Consider the following 21639-nt stretch of genomic DNA (forward strand, 5'->3'; position numbering starts at 1 on the left):
CCCCGTCCTTCTCCCGCGCGCGGCTCGCGGGACGCACCGAGCCGGTCGCACGGTTCCTGTGAGGAGTTCAGCCCGCGTAGCCGCCGCCGCGCACGTCGTCGACCAGGGACGGCCGGCTCGGCGCCCAGCCCAGGGAGAGGGCGTAGCCGTTGTCGAACTGCTGGTCCAGCAGCAGGGCGTCGGCGAACTCGGCGCCCAGCCGCGCCCGGCTGGCCTCCACCGGCTCCGCGACGACGGGGTCGCCGGTGGCCTCGGCGATGGCCCGGACGGTCGGCGCGCCGGCCGTCACGCCCAGCACCCGGCCCAGCACCTCGCCGCGCTCGAGCACCAGGACGTAGAGGTCGGCGACGTCGTCGACGTGCACCGTGGCCCAGTGCTGCCGGCCGTCGCCGATCAGGGTGAGCGCGCCGTCCGCGGTGCGCGGGCCCTGCAGCAGGACGTTCGGCAGCCCACCGCCGTGGCCGTGCACGATGCCCGGGGCCACGATCCCGCCCCGCAGGCCGGCGCCGAGGACGACGTCCTCGACGGCGGGTCGCCAGGCGGTCAGGGCCGGCGGGGCGAGCGGCGACCCCTCGCTGAGGCCGACGCCGGCACCCCAGATCCACAGGCCGCTGGTGTGCACGTACGGCTTGGTGGTGCCGCTGAAGGCCTGCACGGCGGCGGCCGCCACGGCGGCGTCGAGGGCCGCGTTGGACGCGTCACCGGGCGACGCCAGGTGCACGGCACCGTCCGCGCGGTCGAGCTGGCCGGCGACCCAGGCGGTGTCGGTGAGGTCGCCCGTCACCGGGGTGGCCCCCGCATCCCGCAGCTTCTCGGCGGACTCCACGCTGCGGGCGGCCGCGGTGACCCGGTGCCCCTGGTCGAGGAGGCGGGGGAGCAGGGCCGAGCCGAGGTAGCCGGAGCCACCGGTGAGGAAGATGTTCACCCTCCCGCCAGCGTCCGGGGCCCTGCGGACATTCCCGCGCGGGCCCCCGACGGGCGTCAGGTCAGCCGCAGGGCCGGCTCGGGCCGGTGGATGCCGCGCGGCCGGTAGCCGAGCAGCTCCGAGACCCCGACGAGGTCCGTGAGCAGCCAGAGGATCGCCAGCCACATCTCCGTGCCCTGCAGGCCGGGCACCGTCTTCGGCAGCGCCGCGGTGGAGGGGTGCGGGGCCTGGAAGCCGAAGCCCTGGCCGTCGGTCCAGTGCCCGAGCAGGTCGCCCAGCAGCCGGGTGGCCAGCACCCGCACCTCGGGGGCCCGGTGGTCGGTCTGCCGGGCGGCGAGCCAGAGCGGGTGGGCGACGTCCAAGACGTTGCAGGCGTTCTGGCGCTCCGGGGCGAAGAGCTCGGCGTTCCGCGTGTGCTCGAGCACGGTGTCGACCACCCGCTCCGGGTGGGGCAGCGGCAGCCCGAACTGGGCGAACGTCCCCCGCGAGGCGCGGTAGAAGCCGTTGACCACCTGCAGCAGGCCGCCGTTGCCCTCGGCCGTGCCCCACATGCCGGTCCGTGGGTCGACGTGCGTGGTGAGCCATCCGACGAGGGCCTCCACGGCGCCCGCCGGTCCGCGGACCCCACGAGGCAGGTTCCAGCGCAGCGCCGTGCCCAGCATGTCGACCCAGGCGCCGGACCCCCAGGCCCGACCCTCCCAGGGCTGGCTCTGGAGCCCCTCGACCAGCTCGCCGGCGTCCAGCTCGGCGACCCGGTGCACGGGGTGGTCGAAGCCGCTGCCCAGCACGTCGAGCGCGTAGCCGACGCAGAGCACGTGGTAGGCGACGTCACCGTCGGACAGGTCGGCGGCAGCGGCCAGCGGGACGCCGTCGGGGTCGAAGGTCGGGACGAGGCCCGTCTTCGGGTCCTGCAGCGCCCGCAACCGGCGGGCCTGCTCGGCGGCCGGCCGCTGGTCCGGGGCCCGGCCCAGGAGCAGGTCCGCGATCTCCACGGCGTCGCACTGCGCGCGGACGGTGACGGGGTGGCCCGGGCGGTCGACGAACAGCCCGTCCTGGAGATCGGGCCGCCACGAGCGGGCGAGGACGTCCTGGGCCTGCTCGCGGGCGCGGCCGACGAAGGCGCTGACCTGCTCGCCGAGGTCGCCGGAGCGGGCGGTCGCGGCGGCGCCCGCCGGGGGGACCCGCCAGCGCAGCACCCGCGCCGGGTTGCCCCCGACGACGGCGCCGGCCGGGACGTCCTTGGTCACCACGGCCCCGGCGGCCAGCACCGCCTTGTCCCCCACCGTCACCCCGTCGAGGACGACGACGTGGGAGCCGACCCACACGTCGTCCCCGATGGTGATGCCGCGGGTGGAGATCGGCTGCCGGAAGACCTCGGTCTCGGGGTCGGTCATCGTGTGGTTGAACGCGAGGATCGAGGTGTGCGCCCCGATCCGGACGGCGTCGCCCAGCCGGACGTCGCCCCGGACCACCGTGAAGGCGTTGACGGTGCAGTTCCGCCCGGCCCGCACGCTCCCGGTGAGGTAGGCGTGCGCGGCGACGTAGCTCTCGTCGCCCAGCTCGAGGTGCTCGGTCTGCACCGCCGCCAGGGTGCTGAGGAAGACCCGCTCCCCCAGCGCGGCGTCGGTGCGGGCCGCCAGCTCGCGCTGGAGCTCCAGCTGCTGCTCCTGCTGCTCGGGGGTCGCCCGGCGCCAGAACCACCAGGGCGAGTAGTCGAAGGGGTGCTGGTCGAAGGGGGAGGGGCCGGCGTCGCTCATCGAACCTCGATGTCCTGGGGCGGGATGGGGTGTGAAAGCAGTGATCCCGGCTCTTCCACCTGCCACGCAGCGCGTGCTAACTTGAGCGTCGATCGGCCGGGTAAGCGTTTACCAAACTGTAGCGCCCGCCCCGGGGGCGGCACAACGCCGTCCGACCATCCGACTCCGTGGACCCGCGGGTCCACCCCTGAAGCAGGTGACGTGGTGTGAGCTCAAAGGTGAACTTCAACGCGGTCGGCAAGCGCCCTCCGAGGGCGGAACCGGCGTCCTCCGACGCCTCCGGCGGGACGACCACCGGCGGTGGCGCGACCCGGCGACGGTCACGGCCGAAGCTGACGCGGGACAAGATGTTGATCCTGCTGCTCGGCCTGCCCGGCGGCATCGCGCTGGTGCTGTTCCACTACGTCCCGCTGCTCGGCAACGTCATCGCGTTCCAGGACTACCAGCCCTACCTGGAGATCAGCGAGGCGCCGTTCGTCGGGCTCTCGAACTTCTCGTTCCTCTGGGACGGGAACCCCGACTTCCGCAACGCGCTCTGGAACACCATCGTCTTGACGGTCATCCAGACGGTGCTCGTCTTCCCGATCCCGCTCGTGCTGGCCCTGGTGCTCAACAGCCTGGCCGGGGAGCGGCTGAAGCGCACGCTGCAGTCGATCCTCTACCTGCCGCACTTCCTGTCCTGGGTGATCGTGGTGGCGCTGTTCCAGCAGATGCTCGGCAACGCGGGCATGCTCAACACCTTCCTGGTGCAGAACGACCTGCCGATCGTGCAGATCATCGGGGTGCCGGAGCTGTTCAAGGCGCTGCTGACCTCCCAGGCCATCTGGAAGGACGCCGGCTGGGGCACGATCCTCTTCCTGGCGGCCATCTCCCGGATCGACCAGGAGCAGTACGAGGCCGCGGCGGTGGACGGCGCGAACGCCCGCCAGCGGATGTTCAGCATCACGCTGCCGGCGCTCAAGGGCCTGTTCATCCTGCTGCTCATCCTGCGCCTCGGCAGCAGCCTCTCGGTCGGCTTCGAGCAGATCGTGCTGCAGCAGGGTCCGGTGGGCCTGCAGGCCAGCGAGGTGCTGGACACCTGGGTCTACAACTACGGCATCCTCGGCGGGAACTGGGGTGTCTCCGCGGCCGCCGGCCTGGTCAAGGGGCTGGTCGGCGTGGCACTGGTGATCGGGGCCAACAAGCTGGCCCACGCGTTCGGCGAGCGAGGGGTGTACGAGAAGTGACCACCATCGAGAACGCCACCATCGGCGACGACACGCAGAACGCGGCCACCCGGCGGGACGGCAAGCGCCCCCCGTGGATGGAGAAGCCCTCCCCGCTCACCCAGGCGCTCAAGTTCGTCGTCCTGGGCATCTCGGTGCTGCTCGTGATCATCCCGTTCTGGTCGGTGATCGCCACCTCGCTGGCCGACCAGCAGACGATCAACGAGTCGGGCGGCGGCATGGTCATGTGGCCGGGGGGCGTCAGCTTCGCCTCCTACGCGGCCGTGCTGTCCGGTGGCGTCGTCACCCGCGCGGTGGTCATCTCCGTCGGCATCACCGTCATCGGCACCCTGCTGTCGCTGGCCGCGACGGCCGGGCTCGCGTACTGGCTGTCCCGGCCGGGCGCTCCCGGCGCCAAGCCCGTGCTGATGCTGGTGCTCGGCGCCGTGCTGTTCTCCCCGGGCCTGATCCCCAGCTACCTGGTGGTCAAGGAGTTCAACCTGCTGGACTCGCTGTGGTCGCTGATCCTCCCGGTCCTGGTCAACGCGTTCAACGTGATCGTCATGCGGGCGTTCTTCCAGGAGCTGCCGCAGGAGCTGTTCGAGTCCGCCGCCATCGACGGGGCCAGCTCGGCCACCGTGCTCTTCAAGATCGTGCTGCCGCTGTCCAAGGCGGTGTTCGCCGTGATCGGCCTCTTCTACGCCGTGGCCTACTGGAACGCCTTCTTCAACGCCCTGCTGTACATCCAGTCCAGCGACAAGTGGCCGATGGCGCTGGTGCTGCGCACCTACGTGGTCAACCAGACCACGATCGGCGGCGACCAGGTCGCCACCGAGGCGCTGCCGCCCCAGCTGCCGCTGCAGATGGCCATCCTCGTGATCGCCATCGTGCCGATCCTGCTGCTCTACCCCTTCCTGCAGCGCCACTTCGCCAAGGGCGTGATGATCGGCGCCGTCAAGGGCTGACGTCGACCCGCACCTCCCCGACCCTCCGGTGCCGCCAGCCGCCGCCGGAGCCGCACCACCACCCACCCCGAGAGAACGAGGACCCGACCTCAGTCGGATCAAGGAGGATCCATGACCACCAGTGCATTCAGCCGGCGGAAGCTGCTCGCCGGTGCCGGAGGCGCCGCAGCCCTGATCGGCACGGGTGGGCTGAGCGCCTGCTCGGGCAGCGGCTCGGGCGGCGCCGGCGGCAACGCGGCCAGCGTCAACGCCGCCGTCGGCCTGCCCACCTACATCCCCTACACCGGGCTCAAGCCCGACCTGCCGGGGACCGAGCAGGGGGTGGACCCGGCGTTCCGCAACTTCCCCAAGGACAACCCGAAGTCGGTCGCCGAGGTGCCCGGCAAGGGCGGGACGCTCACCGGGATGGCGAACATCTACTTCGCCGTGCCGCCGGGCCCGGACCGCAACAGCTACTGGCAGGGCCTCAACGAGCGCCTCGGCGTCAAGCTGGACCTGCAGATGGTCAGCAACGCCGACTACCTGCAGAAGTTCCCGACGACGATCGCCGGCAACGACCTGCCCGACATGCTGCAGGTGCCCAACGGCGCGCCGCCGCCCGTGCCGAACATGCCGCAGCTGCTGGACAAGCGGTTCACCAACCTCACCGAGCACCTCTCCGGCGACGCGATCAAGGACTACCCGAACCTCGCCAACATCCCCACCCGGACCTGGAAGGCGACGGTCTACAACGGCGGCATCTACGGCATCCCCATCGCCCGCGGCGCCATCGGCAACTACCACTTCATCCGCAAGGACCTCTTCGACGCCGCCGGCGTCTCGACCGAGCCGAAGACCTACGAGGAGCTCGTCGAGACCACCAAGGCGCTCACCGACCCCAAGAAGCGGCGCTGGGCCTTCGGCCTGTTCAACCAGCCCCGCCAGCTGCTCGGCCGGATGAACGACGAGCCCAACATCTGGCGCGAGGAGGGCGGCAAGCTCACCCACGTCTACGAGACCGAGAACTACGCCAAGACCGTCGACGACCTCACCACCATGTGGAAGTCGGGCGTCATGCACCCGGACTCCTTCAACCCGGCGCAGCCGTTCAAGCAGCTGTTCAACGCCGGCTCGGTGGCCATCAACGCGGCCGACGGGTACCCGGGCTGGATCCAGTACATCCTCGACAACGCCTCGAACCCGGACTTCGAGCTGGGCCTGATGCCGGTCTACAAGCGCGACGGCAGCGAGCTGGCCCACTGGGCCAACGGCAGCGGGTTCTTCTCGATCACCCTGCTCAAGAAGCAGGACGACCCCGAGAAGATCAAGGAGATCCTGCGGGTGCTCAACTGGCTCGCGGCGCCCTTCGGCACCGAGGAGTACAAGTACCGGCTCTACGGCGAGGAGGGCGTCGACCACACGATGGACAGCGGCGGCAACCCGGTGCTCACCAAGACCGGCACCGCGAACACCGTGCTGCCCATCCGCTACCTGGCCGACAGCCCCTACACGATCTACGTGCCCGGCCGGCCGCAGGACGCGGACACCCAGCACGCGTACCAGTCGCTGGAGATCCCGACCGGCATCGACAACCCGACCATCGGCCTCTACTCCAACACCGCGTCGAGCAAGAACGCGACGGCGGACAAGGCCTTCACCGACGGCGTGAACGACATCGTGCAGGGTCGCCGCCAGCCCACCGAGCTGAAGAACCTGATCTCCACGTGGAAGAGCTCGGTGGGCGACGCGATGCGCACGGAGTACCAGGAGCAGCTGCAGACGGTCGGGGCCACCCCCGGGTGACCGACCTGCTCTCCCCGCTCGGGCTGCTGGAGGCCGGGGTGTCCTCGTGGGCGCCCCACCTCCAGCCCGACGGGACCCTGCACGACCCGGTGTTCGACGCCCCGACCCAGTACGGCACGGCCTACCTCGCGTGGTGCTGCGCCGTGCTGGGCGCGCAGCCGGCCGCCGTCGAAGGCCCGGTCCACGCGGACCGGGCCGTCCGGCTGCTGGGGGCGGCGCTGGCCCACACCGCCGACCCCGGCCGGGAGCCGCACGCGTCCGGCTTCGACCGCCGGACGCTGAGCGTGTCCGGCCGGCTCAACCACCGCGACTTCACCTGGCCGCCGATCCTCAAGGCGCGCCGGGAGCTGGCCGCCGCGGGCGTCGCCCTGGACCCGGCCGTCGACGCGCAGATCGCCGGCGTGGACGTCGAGGCCACCTTCCGCGCCCGGCCGCCCTCCAACTGGGCCGCGGTCTGGATGAGCGGGGAGTGGCTGCGCGTCCAGGCGGGCCTGGCGCCGACGTCGGCCGCCCGGCTCGACCCCTGGCTGGACGTCTTCTTCGCCGGCGGGGAGGTGGGCCTCGACCTGGAGCTGGGCCTCTACGTCGAGCGCGGGCTGCCGAACGCCTACGACCTCTTCACCCGCCTGCACCTGACCGACCTGCTGCTGCAGGGCTGGGCCGGCCGCAACCGGGAGCGGCTGACCGCCTTCCTCACCACCGGCCTGCGCCGCAGCCTGGCCCTGCAGCTGTCGGACGGCTCGCTGGCGTCCGGGTACCGCAGCGCCGGCCAGACCTGGGTGCTGGGCGCCCAGCTGGCCCTGTTCACCGCCTCCCGGGTGCTGGGGCTCGGCACGGCCGCCGAGCAGGAGGAGGCCCGGCTGGCGGCCTGGCGCGCGTTCCGGGCGCTGGCCCTGGGCGTCCGGCCGGTCGGGGTCTTCTCGCCCGTGCAGAACGTGCTGCCGCCCGAGCTCCGGGTGGGGTACGAGACCTACACCGCCGACGGCCACTACAGCCCGCTCGCGCTGGCCTTCCTCGCCGACGCGGTCCGGACGGGCTTCGGCACCGACGAGCCGCCGACGCCGGCGGAGCTCGACGCCCGGCCCCTCGCCGTCCGGGTGGAGGGGGCGCCCACCCACCGGGGCGCGGTCTCCCGCGGTCGGGTCTCGCTGGCGGTCCAGGCCGCGGCCGACGGGGTCTACGACGCCAGCGGGCTCGTCGACCTCACCTTCGGCACGGGGCGCTCGCTGGTCTTCGTCAGCGCCGCCCGGCACGTCAGCGGCGGCCCGTGGCTGGTGCCCGGCCTGGCCCTGCGCACGGAGGCCGGCGCCGCCCCGGTCACGCCGCTGGCCCCGCTCCCCCGCCGTCTGCTCGAGCCGCTGCGCCCCGAGGGTGACGCCGGCCTGACCTTCACGGCGGGCCTCGACGCGGCGGAGGAGGGGTCGGCGCTCGCGGGCCACCGGCACCGCTGGTCGGCGGCCCTCACCGCGGTCGGCGTCGACGTCACCGAGACGGTGCCGGGCTGGTCCGGGCGCCGCACCCTGCTGGTGCCGTACCTGCGGGACCTCGGCGACGGCGTCCTCACCGAGGTCACCCGGCTGGCGGACGGCGTCCGCCTCACCCGCGGCGCGGAGTGGGTGGAGGTGCGCGTCGACGGCCCCCTGGAGCGGAGCAGCGTCCTGCCGGCGGGCTACGAGAGCCGGCGCGGGCTGTGCGGCCTCGTCCGGCTGGACCTCGCCGAGCCGGGTGAGAGCCTGCGCTGGTCGGTGACCAGCGGACCCTCGGAACTTCTGGCGGACTGACCACCCCTGCGGTGGCTGAGCCGCCAGAAGTTCCCGTGGTCCCGACGACCAGCTGGGGCTCAGGCCATCCGGGCGAGGTCCTCGAGGTGGACGGGGTGCCGGAATGGGGCGCCGGCGGCCAGGTGCTCGACCTCGTCGAGGGCGAGCGCGGCCATCCGGTGCAGCTCGTTGCCCATCGAGCCCGCGATGTGCGGGGTGAGCAGCACGTTCGGCAGGGCGAACAGCTCGTCGCCCGGCTCCAGCGGCTCCGGCTCGGTGACGTCCAGCATGGCGCTGATCCGCCCCGTCCGGAGCTCGCGGCGGAGCGCCTCGTGGTCGACGATCCGGCCGCGCGCGGTGTTGATGAACGTGGTCCCGTCGCGCATCGCGGCCAGCTGGGCCGCCCCCACCATCCCGACGGTGCCGGGTAGCAGCGGGGCGTGCAGGGAGACGACGTCGGAGCGGGCCATCAGGGTGTCGAGGTCCACCAGCTCGGCGCCCAGCCGCTCGGCCTCGTCGGCGGTGATCGTCGGGTCGGCCAGCAGCAGCCGGAGGTCGAAGGCCCGCAGCCGCTCCAGCACGCCGCGGCCGATCGTCGAGGCGCCGATGACGCCCACCACCCGGCCGTAGTTGCCCACCAGCGGCCCGTCCTCGTGCGGCGCGCGCGGCGTCCCGGTGGCGTAGCGGGCGGTGGCGCCCAGCAGGTCCTTGCCGGCCAGCAGGATCTGGGCCAGCGCGAACTCGACCACCGGCAGCGCGTTGGCGGCCGCCGCGGTGGTGACCGCGACGCCGAGCTCCCAGCAGACGGGGTCGACGTGGCCCTTCACGGTGCCGGCCGCGTGCGCCACGAGCCGCAGCCGGGGCATCCGGTCGAGGACGGCCGCGTCGACGCGCGGACAGCCCCAGCCGGTGAGCAGCACGTCGGCCGCGGCGAGGGCAGGCGCCGGGGCGGCCGCGAAGTCGGCGACGACGAGCTCCGGGTCCCACTCCGCCAGCGTGGTGAGCCGCTCCCGCAGGTCGGGCGGGAACAGCGCGTCCCGCAGGCCGGCTCCGCGCATGGCCAGCACGACGACGGGACGGCTCACGCCGTCAGGCCGACCGCGTCGGCCCAGCGCCGGAACGAGGCGCTGGCCACCTCCAGCGGGGCGGCGTCGGGGTACCACTGCCGCTCCCACTCCAGGCTGACCACGCCGTCGTAGCCGACGTCGGCCAGCAGCGCGGCGAAGGGGTCGAGGGGCAGCGTGCCCTCGCCCAGCGGCAGCGGCAGCGGGCGCCCCGGCAGGGCGGCGTCCTTGACCTGCACCCAGCCGCGGCCGTCCGCGACCCACGGCGCGAGGGCCGCCCAGGTGTCCGCGAGCGGCTCGCCCACCCGCCACGGGTGCATGAGGTCCCAGACGGCGCCGACCACCGGGGAGGACACCCGGCCCAGCACGTCGGCGACCAGCGCGCCGGTGGGGTGGGAGTCGTGGGTCTCCAGCGCGGGCCGGACGCCGCACTCCTGCGCGTAGCCCGCGACGGCGTCCAGCCGCCGGGCCGCCCGGTCGGCGACCTCCTCGCGGGGCTCGGTGAGGGTGGGGACGGTGTCGTAGTCGCTCGGCTCGGCCGGGGCGCCGGGGAAGACGCGGACGAACGGGGCGCCGAGGTCGGCCGCCAGGTCCAGGGCGGCGACCAGGGCCCCGAGCACGACGTCGTCGGGGACGTCGGAGCCGACCCGGACGTAGCTGGCGACGCCGGTGACCGTCACGCCCGCGTCCTCGACGGCCGAGCGGAGGTCCCGGCGCTGGGCCCGGGTCATCGCCGGGTCGGCCAGCTCGCCCGCGCTGAGGCGCAGCTCGAGGCCGGTGACGCCGGTCCGCTGCAGGGTGCCGAGCACCTGGGCGAGGTCCTCGCCGGGGGCTCCGAGGGTGGAGGCGGACAGCGTGACCATGCGGACCTCTTTCGTCGTCGACGGATCTCGCCTCACCCTACGACCCGAGGGAAGCGCTTTCCACCCCGAGGGCCGACGGACGACGGGTGGGTGGTCCCGGCCGGTCGACTTACGATGGCGGGCGTGAACCAGGACCGCTGCCCCGGCGTGCTCCGGCCGCACCAGGCGGCCGACGGCGCGATGGTCCGCGTCCGCGTGCCGGGCGGGCAGACCAGCGGCACGGCCCTCGCCGCGCTGGGCCGGGCGGCCGAGCGGCACGGCCGGGGGCTGCTGCAGCTGACGTCGCGCGCCGGCCTGCAGGTGCGCGGGCTGCCGAGCGACCTGCCCGACGCCTTTGAGGCCGCGGTCGCCGCCGCCGGCTTCCTGCCGTCGGCCAGCCACGAGCGGGTGCGCAACGTCGTCGCCTCCCCGCTGACCGGGCTGCACGGCGGGCTCGCCGACCTGCGACCCCTGGTCCGCGCCCTGGACGACGCGCTCCAGGCCGACGACGCCCTGGCCGGGCTGTCCGGCCGCTTCCTCTTCGGCCTCGACGACGGCCGCGGCGACGTCGCGGCGCTGGAGCCCGACCTCACCTACCGCGCCCTCGGACCGGACCACGGCCTGCTGGTCGTCGGCGCGGACCGCGGCCGGGCCGTCGCGCTGGAGGACGCCGTCCCCGCCCTGCTGGCCCTGGCCCGCGGGTTCGACGCGGCGCGCGCGGCCAGCGGGGTGTGGCGGGTGCGCGAGCTGCCGGGCTGGGTCGACGGCCTCGTCGGGTTCGCCCCCGTCCCCGTGCCCCCGGCCCCGGAGCCGCCGCTCGGCGCGGTGGGCGCGCACGCCGTCGTCGGGGTGCCGCTCGGGTTCCTCAGCCCGGTCCAGCTGGCCGCCGTCACCGCGGTGGCCGGGACCGGTGCCGTCGTGGTCACGCCGTGGCGCAGCCTCGTGGTCGGCCACGGCGCCGACCGGCTGGCCGAGCTGACCGCCGTCGGGCTGGTGGCCGACCCGACGTCACCCTGGACCGCCGTCAGCGCCTGCGTCGGGGCACCGTGGTGCGCCTCGGGGCGCGTCGACACCCAGGCCCTCGTGCGCTCGGTCGCGGCCGAGGACCGGCGCTGGCCGCGCACCCACGTCAGCGGCTGCGAGCGGCGCTGCGGCGCGCCGGCCGGGCCGCACCGCGACCTGGTCGCGCCCACCCGGGACGAGCTCCTCGCCGCCGCCGAGCCGCGCCTCGTGGTCCATGTCTGAGGGGCTGGTGTCGGACGGTCTGGTCTCGGGGGGTCCGGTGCCGGGGGCGCCGCCGGCCCGGTTGTACGACTACGTCACCGACCCGGCCGAGATCTACCGCCGCTCCTTCGCCCAGGTGCGCGCGGAGGCGGACCTGTCGGGGCTGCCGGCGGACGCGAGGACCGTCGCCGTCCGGATGATCCACGCCAGCGGCGACCTGGACCTGCCGCGCTCGCTGGCGCTGCACCCGCGGCTGGTCGGCGCCGCGCGCGGCGCGCTGGAGGCCGGGGCGACGATCTTCACCGACGCCTACATGATCGCCTCGGGCGTCACCCGACGGCGGCTGCCCGCCGCCAACGCCGTCCGCTGCCTGCTCGACGACCCCCGGGTGCCCGAGCGGGCCCGGGCCTGGTCGACCACCCGGTCCGCGGCCGCCGTCTCGTTCTGGGGGGAGGAGCTGGAGGGCGCCGTGGTCGCCATCGGCAACGCCCCGACGGCGCTGTTCCACCTGCTCGAGCAGGTCGCCGCCGGCGGCCCCCGACCGGCCGCCGTGCTGGGCATCCCGGTGGGGTTCGTCGGCTCGGCGGAGTCCAAGGTCGCGCTGGTGGAGAACCCGTGGGACCTGCCCTACCTCGTGGTGCACGGGCGGCGCGGCGGGTCGGCGCTGTGCGCGTCGGCGCTGAACGCCCTCGCGCAGGAAGCGGAGATCGCATGACCGGCCGGCTGTACGGGGTGGGCGTCGGCCCGGGTGACCCCGAGCTCGTCACGCTCAAGGCGGCGCGGCTGATCCGCGACGCCGACGTCGTCGCCTACCACTCGGGGACCGCCGGGCGCTCGATCGCCCGGACCATCGTCGCCGACCTGATCAGCCCCGACGCGACCGAGGAGCTGCTGATCTACCCGGTGACCACCGGGGCGACCGACCACCCGCTGGGCTACTACGGGGCGATCGAGGACTTCTACGACGAGTCCGCCGAGCGGCTCGGCAAGCACCTGGACGCCGGCCGGACCGTCGTCGTGCTGGCCGAGGGCGACCCGCTGTTCTACAGCTCCTACTCCTACCTGCACGACCGGCTGGGCCCGCTGTACCCGGCGGAGATCGTGCCCGGCGTCACGTCGGTCAGCGCCTCCTCGGCCGCCGTCGCCGTGCCGATCAGCCGGCACGAGGACACCTTCACCGTGCTGCCCGGCACGATGGCCGTCCCCGAGCTGGCCCGCCGGCTGGCCGACGGCGGGGGCGCGGCGATCATGAAGCTGGGCCGGACCTTCGCCGGCGTGCGCGAGGCGCTGCGGCAGGCCGGCCGGCTGGACGACGCCTGGTACGTCGAGCGGGCCAGCACCGGCCGGGAGCGCCGGCTGCGGGTCAGCGAGGTCGACCCGGACGAGGTCCCGTACTTCTCCATGGTGCTGGTGCCCGGTCCCGACCTGCGCGCCGACGCCGCGCAGCGGGCCCGCAGCGGCGCCGCGACCCGGCTCGACCCCCCGGCGGAGCCCGGCACCGGACGGGTGCTCGTCGTCGGGCTGGGCCCGGGACCCGACCGCTGGGTGACCCCGGAGGTGAGCGCCGCGCTCGCCGAGGTGGACCACGTCGTCGGCTACGGCCCCTACGTCGACCGGGTGCCGCAGCGGCCCGGCCTGCAGCGGCACGCCAGCGGCAACACCGTCGAGGTGGACCGCGCGTCCTTCGCCCTGGAGCTCGCGCGCCGCGGCGAGCGGGTCGCCGTCGTCTCCGGGGGCGACGCCGGGGTGTTCGGGATGGCGTCGGCGGTGTTCGAGGCCGTCGGCGCGGACGAGCGCTTCGCCGACGTCGCCGTCGAGGTGCTGCCCGGGATGACCGCCGCCCAGGCCGTCGCCGCCCGGGCGGGCGCCCCGCTGGGCGGGGACCACGCCGTCGTCTCGCTGTCGGACCGCTTGAAGCCGTGGGAGCTGGTGGAGCGGCGGCTGCACGCCGTCGGCGCCGCCGACCTGGTGCTCGCCGTCTACAACCCCGCCTCCCGGAGCCGGCGCGAGCAGGTGGCTCGGCTGCGCGCGGTCATGCTGGAGCACCGGGCGCCGGCGACCCCCGTGGTGGTGGGCCGCGACGTCGGCCGGCCCGGCGAGCGGCTGGACGTCACGACGCTGGCCGAGCTCGACCCGGAGACGATCGACATGACCTGCCTGCTGATCATCGGCTCGAGCCGGACCACCGCCGGATCAGGCGGGGTCTGGACCTCGCGGCGGGGCGACTGAGCGTCGTCCTGGCGGCACCCCCGGAGCGAGTGCTGGGAACCCGCAGCGATCCGGCCCGCTGACCTGCGGCTTCTCAGCACTCACCCGCGCGGACGCGGTCCGTACAGGTGCGACTCGACGAAGTCGTCGGCCCGCAGCGCCTCGCCGACCAGGATGACGGCGGCCTGCCGCAGCCCGGCGACCTCCACCTGGTCCGCCATGTCGGCGAGGGTCCCGCGCAGCACCACCTGCTCCGGCTGCGTCGCCCGGCTGACCACGACGACAGGGCAGTCCGCCCCGTACGCGGGCGCCAGCTCGGCGCAGAGCTCGCGGGTCCGGCGGATGGCCAGGTGCAGGGCCAGGGTGGCGCGGGTGGCGGCGAAGGCGGCCAGCGACTCCGTCGCCGGCATCGCCGTCGAGGACGCCTGGGTGCGGGTCAGCACCACCGACTGCGCCACCTCGGGCACCGTCAGCTCCCGTCCGACGACGGCGGCCGCGGCCGCGTAGGCCGGGACCCCGGGCGTCACGTCCCAGGGGACGCCCAGCCGGTCCAGCCGCCGGGTCTGCTCGGCCAGCGCGGAGTAGAGCGACGGGTCGCCCGAGCACAGCCGCGCGACGTCCTGGCCGGCCTCGTGGGCCTCCGCGAGCACGGCGACGATGGCGTCGAGGTCCAGCGACTGGCTGTCGACCAGCCGGGTGCCGGGCGCGCAGTGGCCGAGCACCTCCGCGTCGAGGTAGGTACCGGCGTAGACGCACACGGGGCTGGCGGCCAGCAGCCGCACGGCGCGCAGGGTGAGCAGGTCGGCCGCCCCCGGGCCGGCGCCGATGAAGTGCACCGTCACCGCGTGGCGCCCCACTGCACGACCGCCCGCGCCGGCTTCCAGCCGTGGTAGCTGCCGATGGCCTCGAGGTGCTCGACGGCGATCCGGGTCAGCGTGCCGCCGTGCTCGCGCCAGCGGGCCGCGACGAGCATCTCCGTCTCCTGCGTCACGGCGTGCACCACCAGGCGGCCGCCCACCGGGAGCGCGGACCAGACCGCGTCCAGCACGGCCCCGCTCGCCCCGCCGCCCACGAAGACGGCGTCCGGCGTCGGCAGGTCGACGAGGGCCTCCGGTGCGACCCCGAGGACCGTCCGCAGCCCGGGCACGCCGAGCCGCGCGGCGTTGAGCCGGATCCGCTTCGCCCGGGCCTCGTGCTGCTCGACGGCGACCGCCCGGCAGCTGGGGTGGCTGCGCATCCACTCGACGGCGACCGACCCCGCACCGGCGCCGACGTCCCACAGCAGGGCCCCGGGCCGGGGCTGCAGGTGGGCCAGGGCGGAGGCGCGCAGGTCGCGCTTGGTCAGCTGGCCGTCGTGGTCGAACACCGCGTCGGGCAGCCCGGGCGCCAGCGAGGCGGGTCCGGCGACGCCCGCGTCGCCCACGCACTGGACGGCGACCACGTTGAGCGCGGGGGCCGGCCCGCTCCAGGCGGCCGCCACGACGTCGAGCCGGCTCTCCTCCGCCGCGCCGAGGTCGCCGAGGACGGTCAGGGTGCTGGTCCCGTAGCCGTCCTCGACCAGGAGCGCGGCCACCTCGGCCGCCGTCCCCGCGTCGCGGGCGAGCACCAGCACCCGACGGCCGGGGTAGAGCTCGCGGCGGACCAGGTCGACGTCGCCGCCCCGCAGCCGGACGAGCGCGTAGGTGTCGGCCGCCCAGCCCAGCCGGGCGGCGGCGAGGGCCACCGACGAGACGGCGGGGTGCACGCGGACGGCGTCGGCGCCCAGCAGGTCGACCAGCGTCGACCCCACCCCGGCGAGCAGCGGGTCCCCGCTGGCCAGGACGACGACCGGGCGGTCCTCGTGCCCGGCGACCAGCCCGGGCAGCGCGTCCCGGAGGTCCCGGGGCCAGGCGGCGCGCTCCTGACCGGGGACGGCGGGCAGCAGGTCGAGGTGCCGGGGGCCGCCCAGCACCCGGTGGGCGGCGAGCACCAGCGCACGCTCGCGCGCACCCAGCGCGTCCCAGCCCGCCGCGCCGATCCCGACCACCTCGATCACCCGACGACCCTAGCGCCGCCGGCCGGGCGTCTCAGGCGGCGACGAGCGCGGGCGGCGCCGAGCCCCTGTGCCATCATCGACAGCGGCGCAGCAGAGGAACCCGGTGCGATTCCGGGACGGTCCCGCCACTGTGACCCAGGTCCGCCTGGGAAGTCAGGCCGTCTGCCGCGCCAGCCGCGTCGCAGTCGCACGGGGCTCACCGCAGGCGTGGACGTGGACCTCCATGCAGAAGGGCTCCCCTCCCGTGTCTCGTGCTCCCGCTCCTCCCGCGCCGGCTGCTCGCGCCGCCGAGCCGCGCACCTTCCCGTTCTCCGCCGTCGTCGGCTCCGACGACATGGCCCTCGCGCTGGTGCTGACCACCGTCTCCCCCGAGGTGGGCGGCGTCCTCGTCCGCGGCGAGAAGGGGACGGCCAAGACCACCACCGTCCGGGCGCTGGCCCGGGTGCTGCCCCCGCTCGCCGTCGTCGAGGGCTGCCGGTTCTCCTGCGACCCCGCCGACCCCGACCCGGGCTGCCCCGACGGCCCGCACCTCGCCGACGCCCCCTCCGGACGTCCGCACGCGACGACCCGGCCGGCCCGGCTGGTCGAGCTGCCCGTCGGCGCCACCGAGGACCGGGTGATCGGCTCGCTGGACCTGCAGCAGGCGCTCGGCGCCGGGCGGGTCCGCTACGAGCCCGGCCTGCTCGCGGCCGCGCACCGCGGCCTGCTCTACGTCGACGAGGTCAACCTGCTGCACGACCACCTCGTCGACCTGCTGCTGGACGCCGCCGCCACCGGCCGCTCCACCGTGGAGCGGGAGGGCGTCTCCGTCGCCCACGCCTCCCGGATGGTGCTGGTCGGGACGATGAACCCCGAGGAGGGCGAGCTCCGCCCCCAGCTGCTGGACCGCTTCGGGCTGACGGCGGAGGTGGCCGCCCCGCGCGACCCGGCCCTGCGCGCCGAGGTGGTGCGCCGCCGGATGGCCTTCGACCGCGACCCGGCCGCCTTCACCGCCCGCTACGCCGACGCCGAGCAGGCGCTGTCCGCGCGGCTGCGGACCGCCCGTGCGCTGCTCGAGGAGGTGGAGCTGCGGGACGACCAGCTGCTGCTGATCGCCGAGATCTGCGCCGCCTTCGAGGTGGACGGGCTGCGCGCGGACCTCGTCACCGCCCGCGCCGCCGTCGCGCACGCCGCCTGGCACGGCCGGATCCGCGTCACCAAGGCCGACATCCGCGCCGCCGCCCGGTTGGCCCTGCCCCACCGCCGGCGCCGCAACCCCTTCGACGCCCCCGGGCTGGACGAGGAGCTGCTGGACCAGCTGCTCGGCGAGGACGAGCCGGAGCCGGAACCCGAACCGGAGCCGCCGCAGCCCGGTCCCGACGACGAGGGCGGCGAGCCCCCGGACGCCCCGGGCGCCTCGCCCGAGGGCCCGGGCGCCGGGGACCCACCGCCGGCCGGCCCCGAGGCCGACCGACGTCCGCCGTCGCAGGACCAGCGGTCCGAGGCCCCGGAACCCGGACCGACCGGGGAGGAGGACGCCCCGACGGCCGCCGTCGTCCCCACCACGCTGGCCAGCGCCGGCACCGCCTACCGGACCCGGCTGTTCACCGCCACCGGGATCGGTGCGGGCGAGGCCGGCCGCCGCAGCCGCGCGGTGACCCGGACCGGCCGCAGCGTCGGCGCCGCGTCCCGCCCCGAGCCCGGCGGCCGGCTGCACCTGCCCGCCACCATCCGGGCCGCCGCTCCCCAGCAGCACGCGCGCGGCCGGGCGGGAGCCGAGGTGCTACGGCTGCGCCGCGAGGACCTGCGGACCGCGACCATCGAGGGCCGCGAGTCCAACCTCGTGCTGCTCGTCGTCGACGCCTCCGGGTCGATGGCCGCCCGCCGCCGGATGGAGGCGGTCAAGACGGCCGCCCTGTCGCTGCTCCTCGACGCCTACCAGCGGCGCGACAAGGTCGGGTTGATCACGTTCCGCGGGGCTGCGGCGACGCTGGCCCTGCCCCCGACGTCGTCGGTCGAGGTCGCCGCCCGCCGGCTGGACGAGGTGCCCAACGGCGGTCGGACCCCGCTGGCCGAGGGCCTGCTGCTGGCCGCCGAGACCCTGCGGCAGGAGCGGATCCGCGACCCGCGTCGTCGCCCGCTGCTGGTGCTGGTCACCGACGGCCGGGCCACGTCGGGACCCGACGCCGTCGCCCGCTCCCGGCGCGCCGCCGGCCTGCTGCGCGACGCCGGCGTGGCGAGCGTGGTGATCGACTGCGAGACCGGCTTCGGCCTCGGGCTGGCGCGCACGCTCAGCGTCCACCTCGGCGCGGAGCACGTCCCCGTCGGCGAGGTCGCGGCCGACCAGCTGCTGTCCGTGGTGCAGCGGCACACGCCCGAGAAGCGCGCGTCCGCCCTTCGACCGGCTCAGGACGCCGCCTGATGCCCGAGGGACGCGTCGAGGTGGAGCCCCAGGACGGGCTGACCACCAGGCAGCGGCGGAACCGGCCGCTCGTGATCGTGCACACCGGCGACGGCAAGGGGAAGTCGACGGCCGCCTTCGGGCTGGCCGTCCGCGGCTGGAACCAGGGCTGGCCGATCGGGGTGTTCCAGTTCGTGAAGTCCGCCAAGTGGCGGATCGGCGAGCAGACCGTGCTGGAGACACTGGACGAGGTGCACCGGACGACCGGCCAGGGCGGACCCGTCGAGTGGCACAAGATGGGCTCCGGCTGGTCGTGGTCGCGGAAGGCCGGCAGCGAGGAGGACCACGCCGCGGACGCCGCCGAGGGCTGGCAGGAGATCAAGCGCCGGCTGGCCGCCGAGACCCACCGGCTCTACGTCCTCGACGAGTTCACCTACCCGATCGCCTGGGGCTGGGTGGACGTCGACGACGTGGTCGAGACCCTGGTCAACCGGCCCGGCCAGCAGCACGTCGTCATCACCGGCCGCCGGGCCGACCCGAAGCTGCTGGAGATCGCCAACCTCGTCACGGAGATGCGGGCGGTGAAGCACCCCTTCGCCGAGGGCCAGAAGGGCCAGCGGGGCATCGAGTGGTGAGCCCGTCGACAGGCTCAGGGCACGGTTCCACCACCGCCGCCCCACGGCTGGTGGTCGCCGCTCCGGGCTCCTCCCACGGCAAGACGACGGTCGCCACCGGGCTGATGGGCGCGCTGCGCGCCGAGGGCCTCGAGGTCGCGTCGTTCAAGGTCGGGCCCGACTACATCGACCCGGGCTACCACGCGCTGGCCACCGGCCGGCCGGGCCGCAACCTGGACCCGCACCTGTGCCACGAGGAGCAGATCAGGCCGCTGTTCCTGCACGGGATGACGGCCCCGACCCCGGCCGACGTCGCCGTCGTCGAGGGCGTGATGGGGCTGTTCGACGGCCAGATCGGCGGCGACGGCTACGCCTCCACCGCGCACGTCGCCGGCCTGCTGCAGGCGCCGGTCGTCCTGGTGCTCGACATCAGCTCCGTCTCCCGGACCGCCGCCGCGCTGGTGCACGGGCTCACCACCTTCGACCCCGCCGTCCGGCTCAGCGGCGTCGTGCTCAACAAGGCCGGCTCGGTCCGGCACAGCGACGAGGTGGTCCGGGCGCTGGAGGCCACCGGCGTCGAGGTGCTGGGCGTGCTCCCCCGCAACGCCGGCATCGAGGCCCCGTCCCGGCACCTCGGCCTGGTCCCCGCCGCCGAGCGCGGTGACGCCGCCGCGGCCATCGCGCGGCTCTCGGCCCAGGTCGCCGAGCACCTCGACCTCACCCGCGTGCTGGCCCTGGCCCACGCCGCGCCGCCGCTGGCCGGCGAGCCGTGGTCACCGGCGGACGCCGTGCACCCGCCCAGCCGGCAACGGCCCGTCGTCGCCGTCGCCGCCGGCCGCGCCTTCACGTTCCGCTACGCCGAGACCGACGAGCTGCTGCGCGCGGCCGGCTGCGAGCCCGTCCCCTTCGACCCGCTGACCGACGCCGCGCTGCCCGCCGGCACCGCGGGGGTCTACCTCGGCGGCGGCTTCCCGGAGGTGCACGCCGCCGAGCTGAGCGCGAACGCGGCCCTGCGGACCGCGCTGCGGACGGCCGTCGAGGCCGGGGTGCCCACCGTCGCCGAGTGCGCGGGGCTGTTGTACCTGTGCCGCAGCGTCGACGGCTCCCCGATGGTCGGCGCCCTGGACGCCGAGGCCGCGATGACGCCGAAGCTGACGCTGCGCTACCAGACCCTGCTGGCGGCGGGGGACTCCCTGCTCGCCGCCCGCGGCGCCCGCGTCACCGGCCACGAGTTCCACCGCACCCACGTCGACCCGCCGGCCGGAGACGACGAGGCCTGGCTGGTCGACGGCCACCGCGTCGGCTTCTCCGCCGACCCGGCCGGGCGCGGCCGGGCGAGCCTGCACGCCAGCTACCTGCACCTGCACTGGGCCGGCCACCCGCAGCTGGCCCAGCGGTTCGTCGACGCCGTGCACGCCTGGGCCGCGGACCCGGGGGCCGCGGGCCCGCCGCTCCCGGAGCCTGTCGAAGGGTCCGCGTGGACTGGCACTCCCGCCCTTCGACAGGCCCAGGTCACGGCTGAGGTGGACCTCCACCACCACGGCGACTCCGAAGTCGGCGACGGGCTCGTCGACCTGGCCGTCAACGTGCAGCACCGCGAGCCGCCGGCGTGGCTGGCCGACGTCATCACCGCCACCGTCCCGACGCTGGGGGCCTACCCCTCCACCGCCGCGGCGACGGCGGCGATCGCGCACGTGCACGCCGTCGGCGAGGACCACGTGCTGCCCACGTCCGGCGCCGCGGAGGCCTTCACCCTGATCGCCCGGGCCCTGGTGACGCGGCACCCGCTGGTCGTCCACCCGCAGTTCACGGAGCCGGAGGCCGCGCTGCGGGCCGCGGGCCACCGGCCCGACCGGCTCGTGCTCGACGCCGCCGACGGCTTCGTCCTCGACCCCGACCGGGTCCCGGCGCACGCCGACCTCGTCGTCGTCGGCAACCCCACCAACCCGACGTCGGTGCTGCACCCCGTCGAGGTGCTCCAGCGGCTGCGCGCCCCCGGCCGGGTGCTGGTGGTCGACGAGGCCTTCCTCGACGCCGTCACCGGTCCCGACCAGTCCCTGGTCAGCGCCACGATGAGCGGCGTGCTGGTGCTGCGCTCGCTGACCAAGACGTGGGGGCTGGCCGGGCTGCGGGCCGGCTACGTCGTCGGCGACCCGGCGCTGGTCGCCGCCCTGGCGACCCAGCAGCCCCCGTGGTCGGTGTCCACGCCCGCCCTCGCCGCGACCGTCGGCTGCCTGTCCGACGCCGCCCTGACCGAGGCGCGGGCGCAGGCGGAGCAGATCGCCGCACGCCGCACCCTGCTGGTGGACGGGCTCGCCGAGCTGGGCCTGCCCGTCGCCGGCGTCCCCGCCGCCCCGTTCGTCTGCGTGGACACGGCGGGGGTGCGGGGCACGCATCAGCCAGGCTGGGTCCGCGAGGCGCTGCGCGAGCGGGGCTTCGCCGTGCGGCGCGGGGACACGTTCCCCGGCCTCGGCCCCGACTGGGTCCGGGTCGCCGTGCGCGACCCGGCCACCACCGAGCGCCTGCTGACGGCGCTCGCCACGCTCCTCGGAGGGACCCGATGACCCGCGGCTTCGTCGCCGACCTCGACCTGGCGGGCCGCCGGGTCGTCGTCCGGGGCGGGCGGGCCGAGGCCCTCGCCCCGGTCACCGCCCTGCTGGAGGCGGGTGCGGACGTGACCGTGGTCAGCGACGTGCCCGGCACGACCATCGCCGACCTCGCCGACCGCGGGCTGCTGACCGTGCGGTCCGAGGGCGACGACGGCGTGCTGGACGGCGCCGCCCTGCTGGTGCCCGCCACCGGCGACCCCGACCTCGACGCCGACGCCGCCCGCCGGGCCGCCGCCCGGGGCGTGCTCGCGGTCCGTCCCGCGGTCCCC

Annotated in this window: 16 protein-coding genes, 1 pseudogene and 1 riboswitch; of the genes and pseudogenes, 11 read left to right on the forward strand and 6 right to left on the reverse strand. The window is 75.5% G+C overall.

Annotation, left to right across the window (positions count from 1 at the left end; all coding sequences use genetic code 11):
- Positions 1 to 67: 67 nt before the first annotated feature.
- Positions 68 to 925: an NAD-dependent epimerase/dehydratase family protein gene (locus BLT72_RS20670; protein WP_091415674.1), complete on the reverse strand. Its 858-nt coding sequence runs from the start codon at positions 923 to 925 to the stop codon at positions 68 to 70.
- Between the two features lie 56 nt (positions 926 to 981).
- Positions 982 to 2682 carry an acyltransferase gene (locus BLT72_RS20675; protein WP_091415677.1) on the reverse strand — a complete coding sequence of 567 codons (1701 nt, stop codon included), beginning with the start codon at positions 2680 to 2682 and terminating at the stop codon, positions 982 to 984.
- Between the two features lie 206 nt (positions 2683 to 2888).
- Between BLT72_RS20675 and BLT72_RS20680 the strand changes: the two genes are divergently transcribed.
- From BLT72_RS20680 to BLT72_RS20695, 4 genes are all read left to right on the forward strand, one after another.
- Complete coding sequence (locus tag BLT72_RS20680) at positions 2889 to 3908, forward strand: ABC transporter permease (protein ID WP_231930204.1); 1020 nt, start codon at positions 2889 to 2891, stop codon at positions 3906 to 3908.
- Positions 3905 to 4852, forward strand: a complete 948-nt coding sequence (locus BLT72_RS20685; RefSeq protein WP_231930205.1) for a carbohydrate ABC transporter permease — start codon at positions 3905 to 3907, stop codon at positions 4850 to 4852. The genes BLT72_RS20680 and BLT72_RS20685 overlap by 4 nt, the downstream gene beginning before the upstream one ends.
- A gap of 111 nt (positions 4853 to 4963) precedes the next feature.
- Complete coding sequence (locus BLT72_RS20690) at positions 4964 to 6634, forward strand: type 2 periplasmic-binding domain-containing protein (protein WP_091415680.1); 1671 nt, start codon at positions 4964 to 4966, stop codon at positions 6632 to 6634.
- The gene (locus BLT72_RS20695; protein WP_091415682.1) at positions 6631 to 8415 is read left to right on the forward strand and encodes a hypothetical protein; all 1785 of its coding nucleotides are present in this window, start codon (positions 6631 to 6633) and stop codon (positions 8413 to 8415) included. The genes BLT72_RS20690 and BLT72_RS20695 overlap by 4 nt, the downstream gene beginning before the upstream one ends.
- A gap of 59 nt (positions 8416 to 8474) precedes the next feature.
- Here BLT72_RS20695 and BLT72_RS20700 read toward each other — a convergent pair whose 3' ends face one another.
- Positions 8475 to 9479: a hydroxyacid dehydrogenase gene (locus BLT72_RS20700; RefSeq protein WP_231930206.1), complete on the reverse strand. Its 1005-nt coding sequence runs from the start codon at positions 9477 to 9479 to the stop codon at positions 8475 to 8477.
- Positions 9476 to 10321, reverse strand: a complete 846-nt coding sequence (locus BLT72_RS20705) for a sugar phosphate isomerase/epimerase family protein (protein ID WP_091415684.1) — start codon at positions 10319 to 10321, stop codon at positions 9476 to 9478. Before BLT72_RS20705 ends, BLT72_RS20700 begins: the two co-directional genes overlap by 4 nt.
- Positions 10322 to 10444: 123 nt before the next feature.
- On the opposite strand from BLT72_RS20705, the gene BLT72_RS20710 reads away from it, so the two are divergent.
- From BLT72_RS20710 to BLT72_RS20720, 3 genes are read left to right on the forward strand one after another with little or no spacing between them, the layout of a single operon-like run.
- The gene (locus BLT72_RS20710; protein ID WP_197677122.1) at positions 10445 to 11545 is read left to right on the forward strand and encodes a precorrin-3B synthase; all 1101 of its coding nucleotides are present in this window, start codon (positions 10445 to 10447) and stop codon (positions 11543 to 11545) included.
- Positions 11538 to 12239 carry a precorrin-8X methylmutase gene (locus BLT72_RS20715; protein ID WP_197677123.1) on the forward strand — a complete coding sequence of 234 codons (702 nt, stop codon included), beginning with the start codon at positions 11538 to 11540 and terminating at the stop codon, positions 12237 to 12239. Before BLT72_RS20710 ends, BLT72_RS20715 begins: the two co-directional genes overlap by 8 nt.
- Positions 12236 to 13753 (forward strand): precorrin-2 C(20)-methyltransferase, encoded by a 1518-nt coding sequence (locus tag BLT72_RS20720; RefSeq protein ID WP_091415690.1) that lies wholly within the window; start codon positions 12236 to 12238, stop codon positions 13751 to 13753. The genes BLT72_RS20715 and BLT72_RS20720 overlap by 4 nt, the downstream gene beginning before the upstream one ends.
- Before the next feature lie 80 nt (positions 13754 to 13833).
- On the opposite strand, the gene cobM is transcribed toward BLT72_RS20720, so the two are convergent.
- Both cobM and cbiE read right to left on the reverse strand, forming a co-directional pair.
- On the reverse strand, positions 13834 to 14574 hold the full coding sequence (gene cobM / locus BLT72_RS20725; protein ID WP_091418036.1) for a precorrin-4 C(11)-methyltransferase: 741 nt from the start codon (positions 14572 to 14574) through the stop codon (positions 13834 to 13836).
- Complete coding sequence (cbiE, locus tag BLT72_RS20730; RefSeq protein WP_091415693.1) at positions 14571 to 15767, reverse strand: precorrin-6y C5,15-methyltransferase (decarboxylating) subunit CbiE; 1197 nt, start codon at positions 15765 to 15767, stop codon at positions 14571 to 14573. Before cbiE ends, cobM begins: the two co-directional genes overlap by 4 nt.
- 84 nt (positions 15768 to 15851) lie before the next feature.
- A riboswitch (adenosylcobalamin (AdoCbl) riboswitch) is annotated at positions 15852 to 15939 on the forward strand.
- 72 nt (positions 15940 to 16011) lie between these two features.
- On the opposite strand from cbiE, the gene BLT72_RS20735 reads away from it, so the two are divergent.
- From BLT72_RS20735 to BLT72_RS23210, 4 genes and pseudogenes are all read left to right on the forward strand, one after another.
- On the forward strand, positions 16012 to 18168 hold the full coding sequence (locus BLT72_RS20735) for a VWA domain-containing protein (protein WP_231930207.1): 2157 nt from the start codon (positions 16012 to 16014) through the stop codon (positions 18166 to 18168).
- Complete coding sequence (gene cobO, locus BLT72_RS20740; protein ID WP_091415698.1) at positions 18168 to 18782, forward strand: cob(I)yrinic acid a,c-diamide adenosyltransferase; 615 nt, start codon at positions 18168 to 18170, stop codon at positions 18780 to 18782. Before BLT72_RS20735 ends, cobO begins: the two co-directional genes overlap by 1 nt.
- Complete coding sequence (cobBC, locus tag BLT72_RS20745; protein WP_231930209.1) at positions 18779 to 21325, forward strand: bifunctional hydrogenobyrinic acid a,c-diamide synthase/histidinol phosphate aminotransferase CobBC; 2547 nt, start codon at positions 18779 to 18781, stop codon at positions 21323 to 21325. Before cobO ends, cobBC begins: the two co-directional genes overlap by 4 nt.
- Positions 21322 to 21609, forward strand: a pseudogene (locus BLT72_RS23210) (NAD(P)-dependent oxidoreductase); the annotation flags it as partial. The gene cobBC and the pseudogene BLT72_RS23210, both read left to right, overlap by 4 nt.
- Between the last annotated feature and the right edge of the window lie 30 nt (positions 21610 to 21639).

The sequence above is a fragment of the Friedmanniella luteola genome (assembly GCF_900105065.1).
GTDB lineage: Bacteria > Actinomycetota > Actinomycetes > Propionibacteriales > Propionibacteriaceae > Microlunatus > Microlunatus luteolus.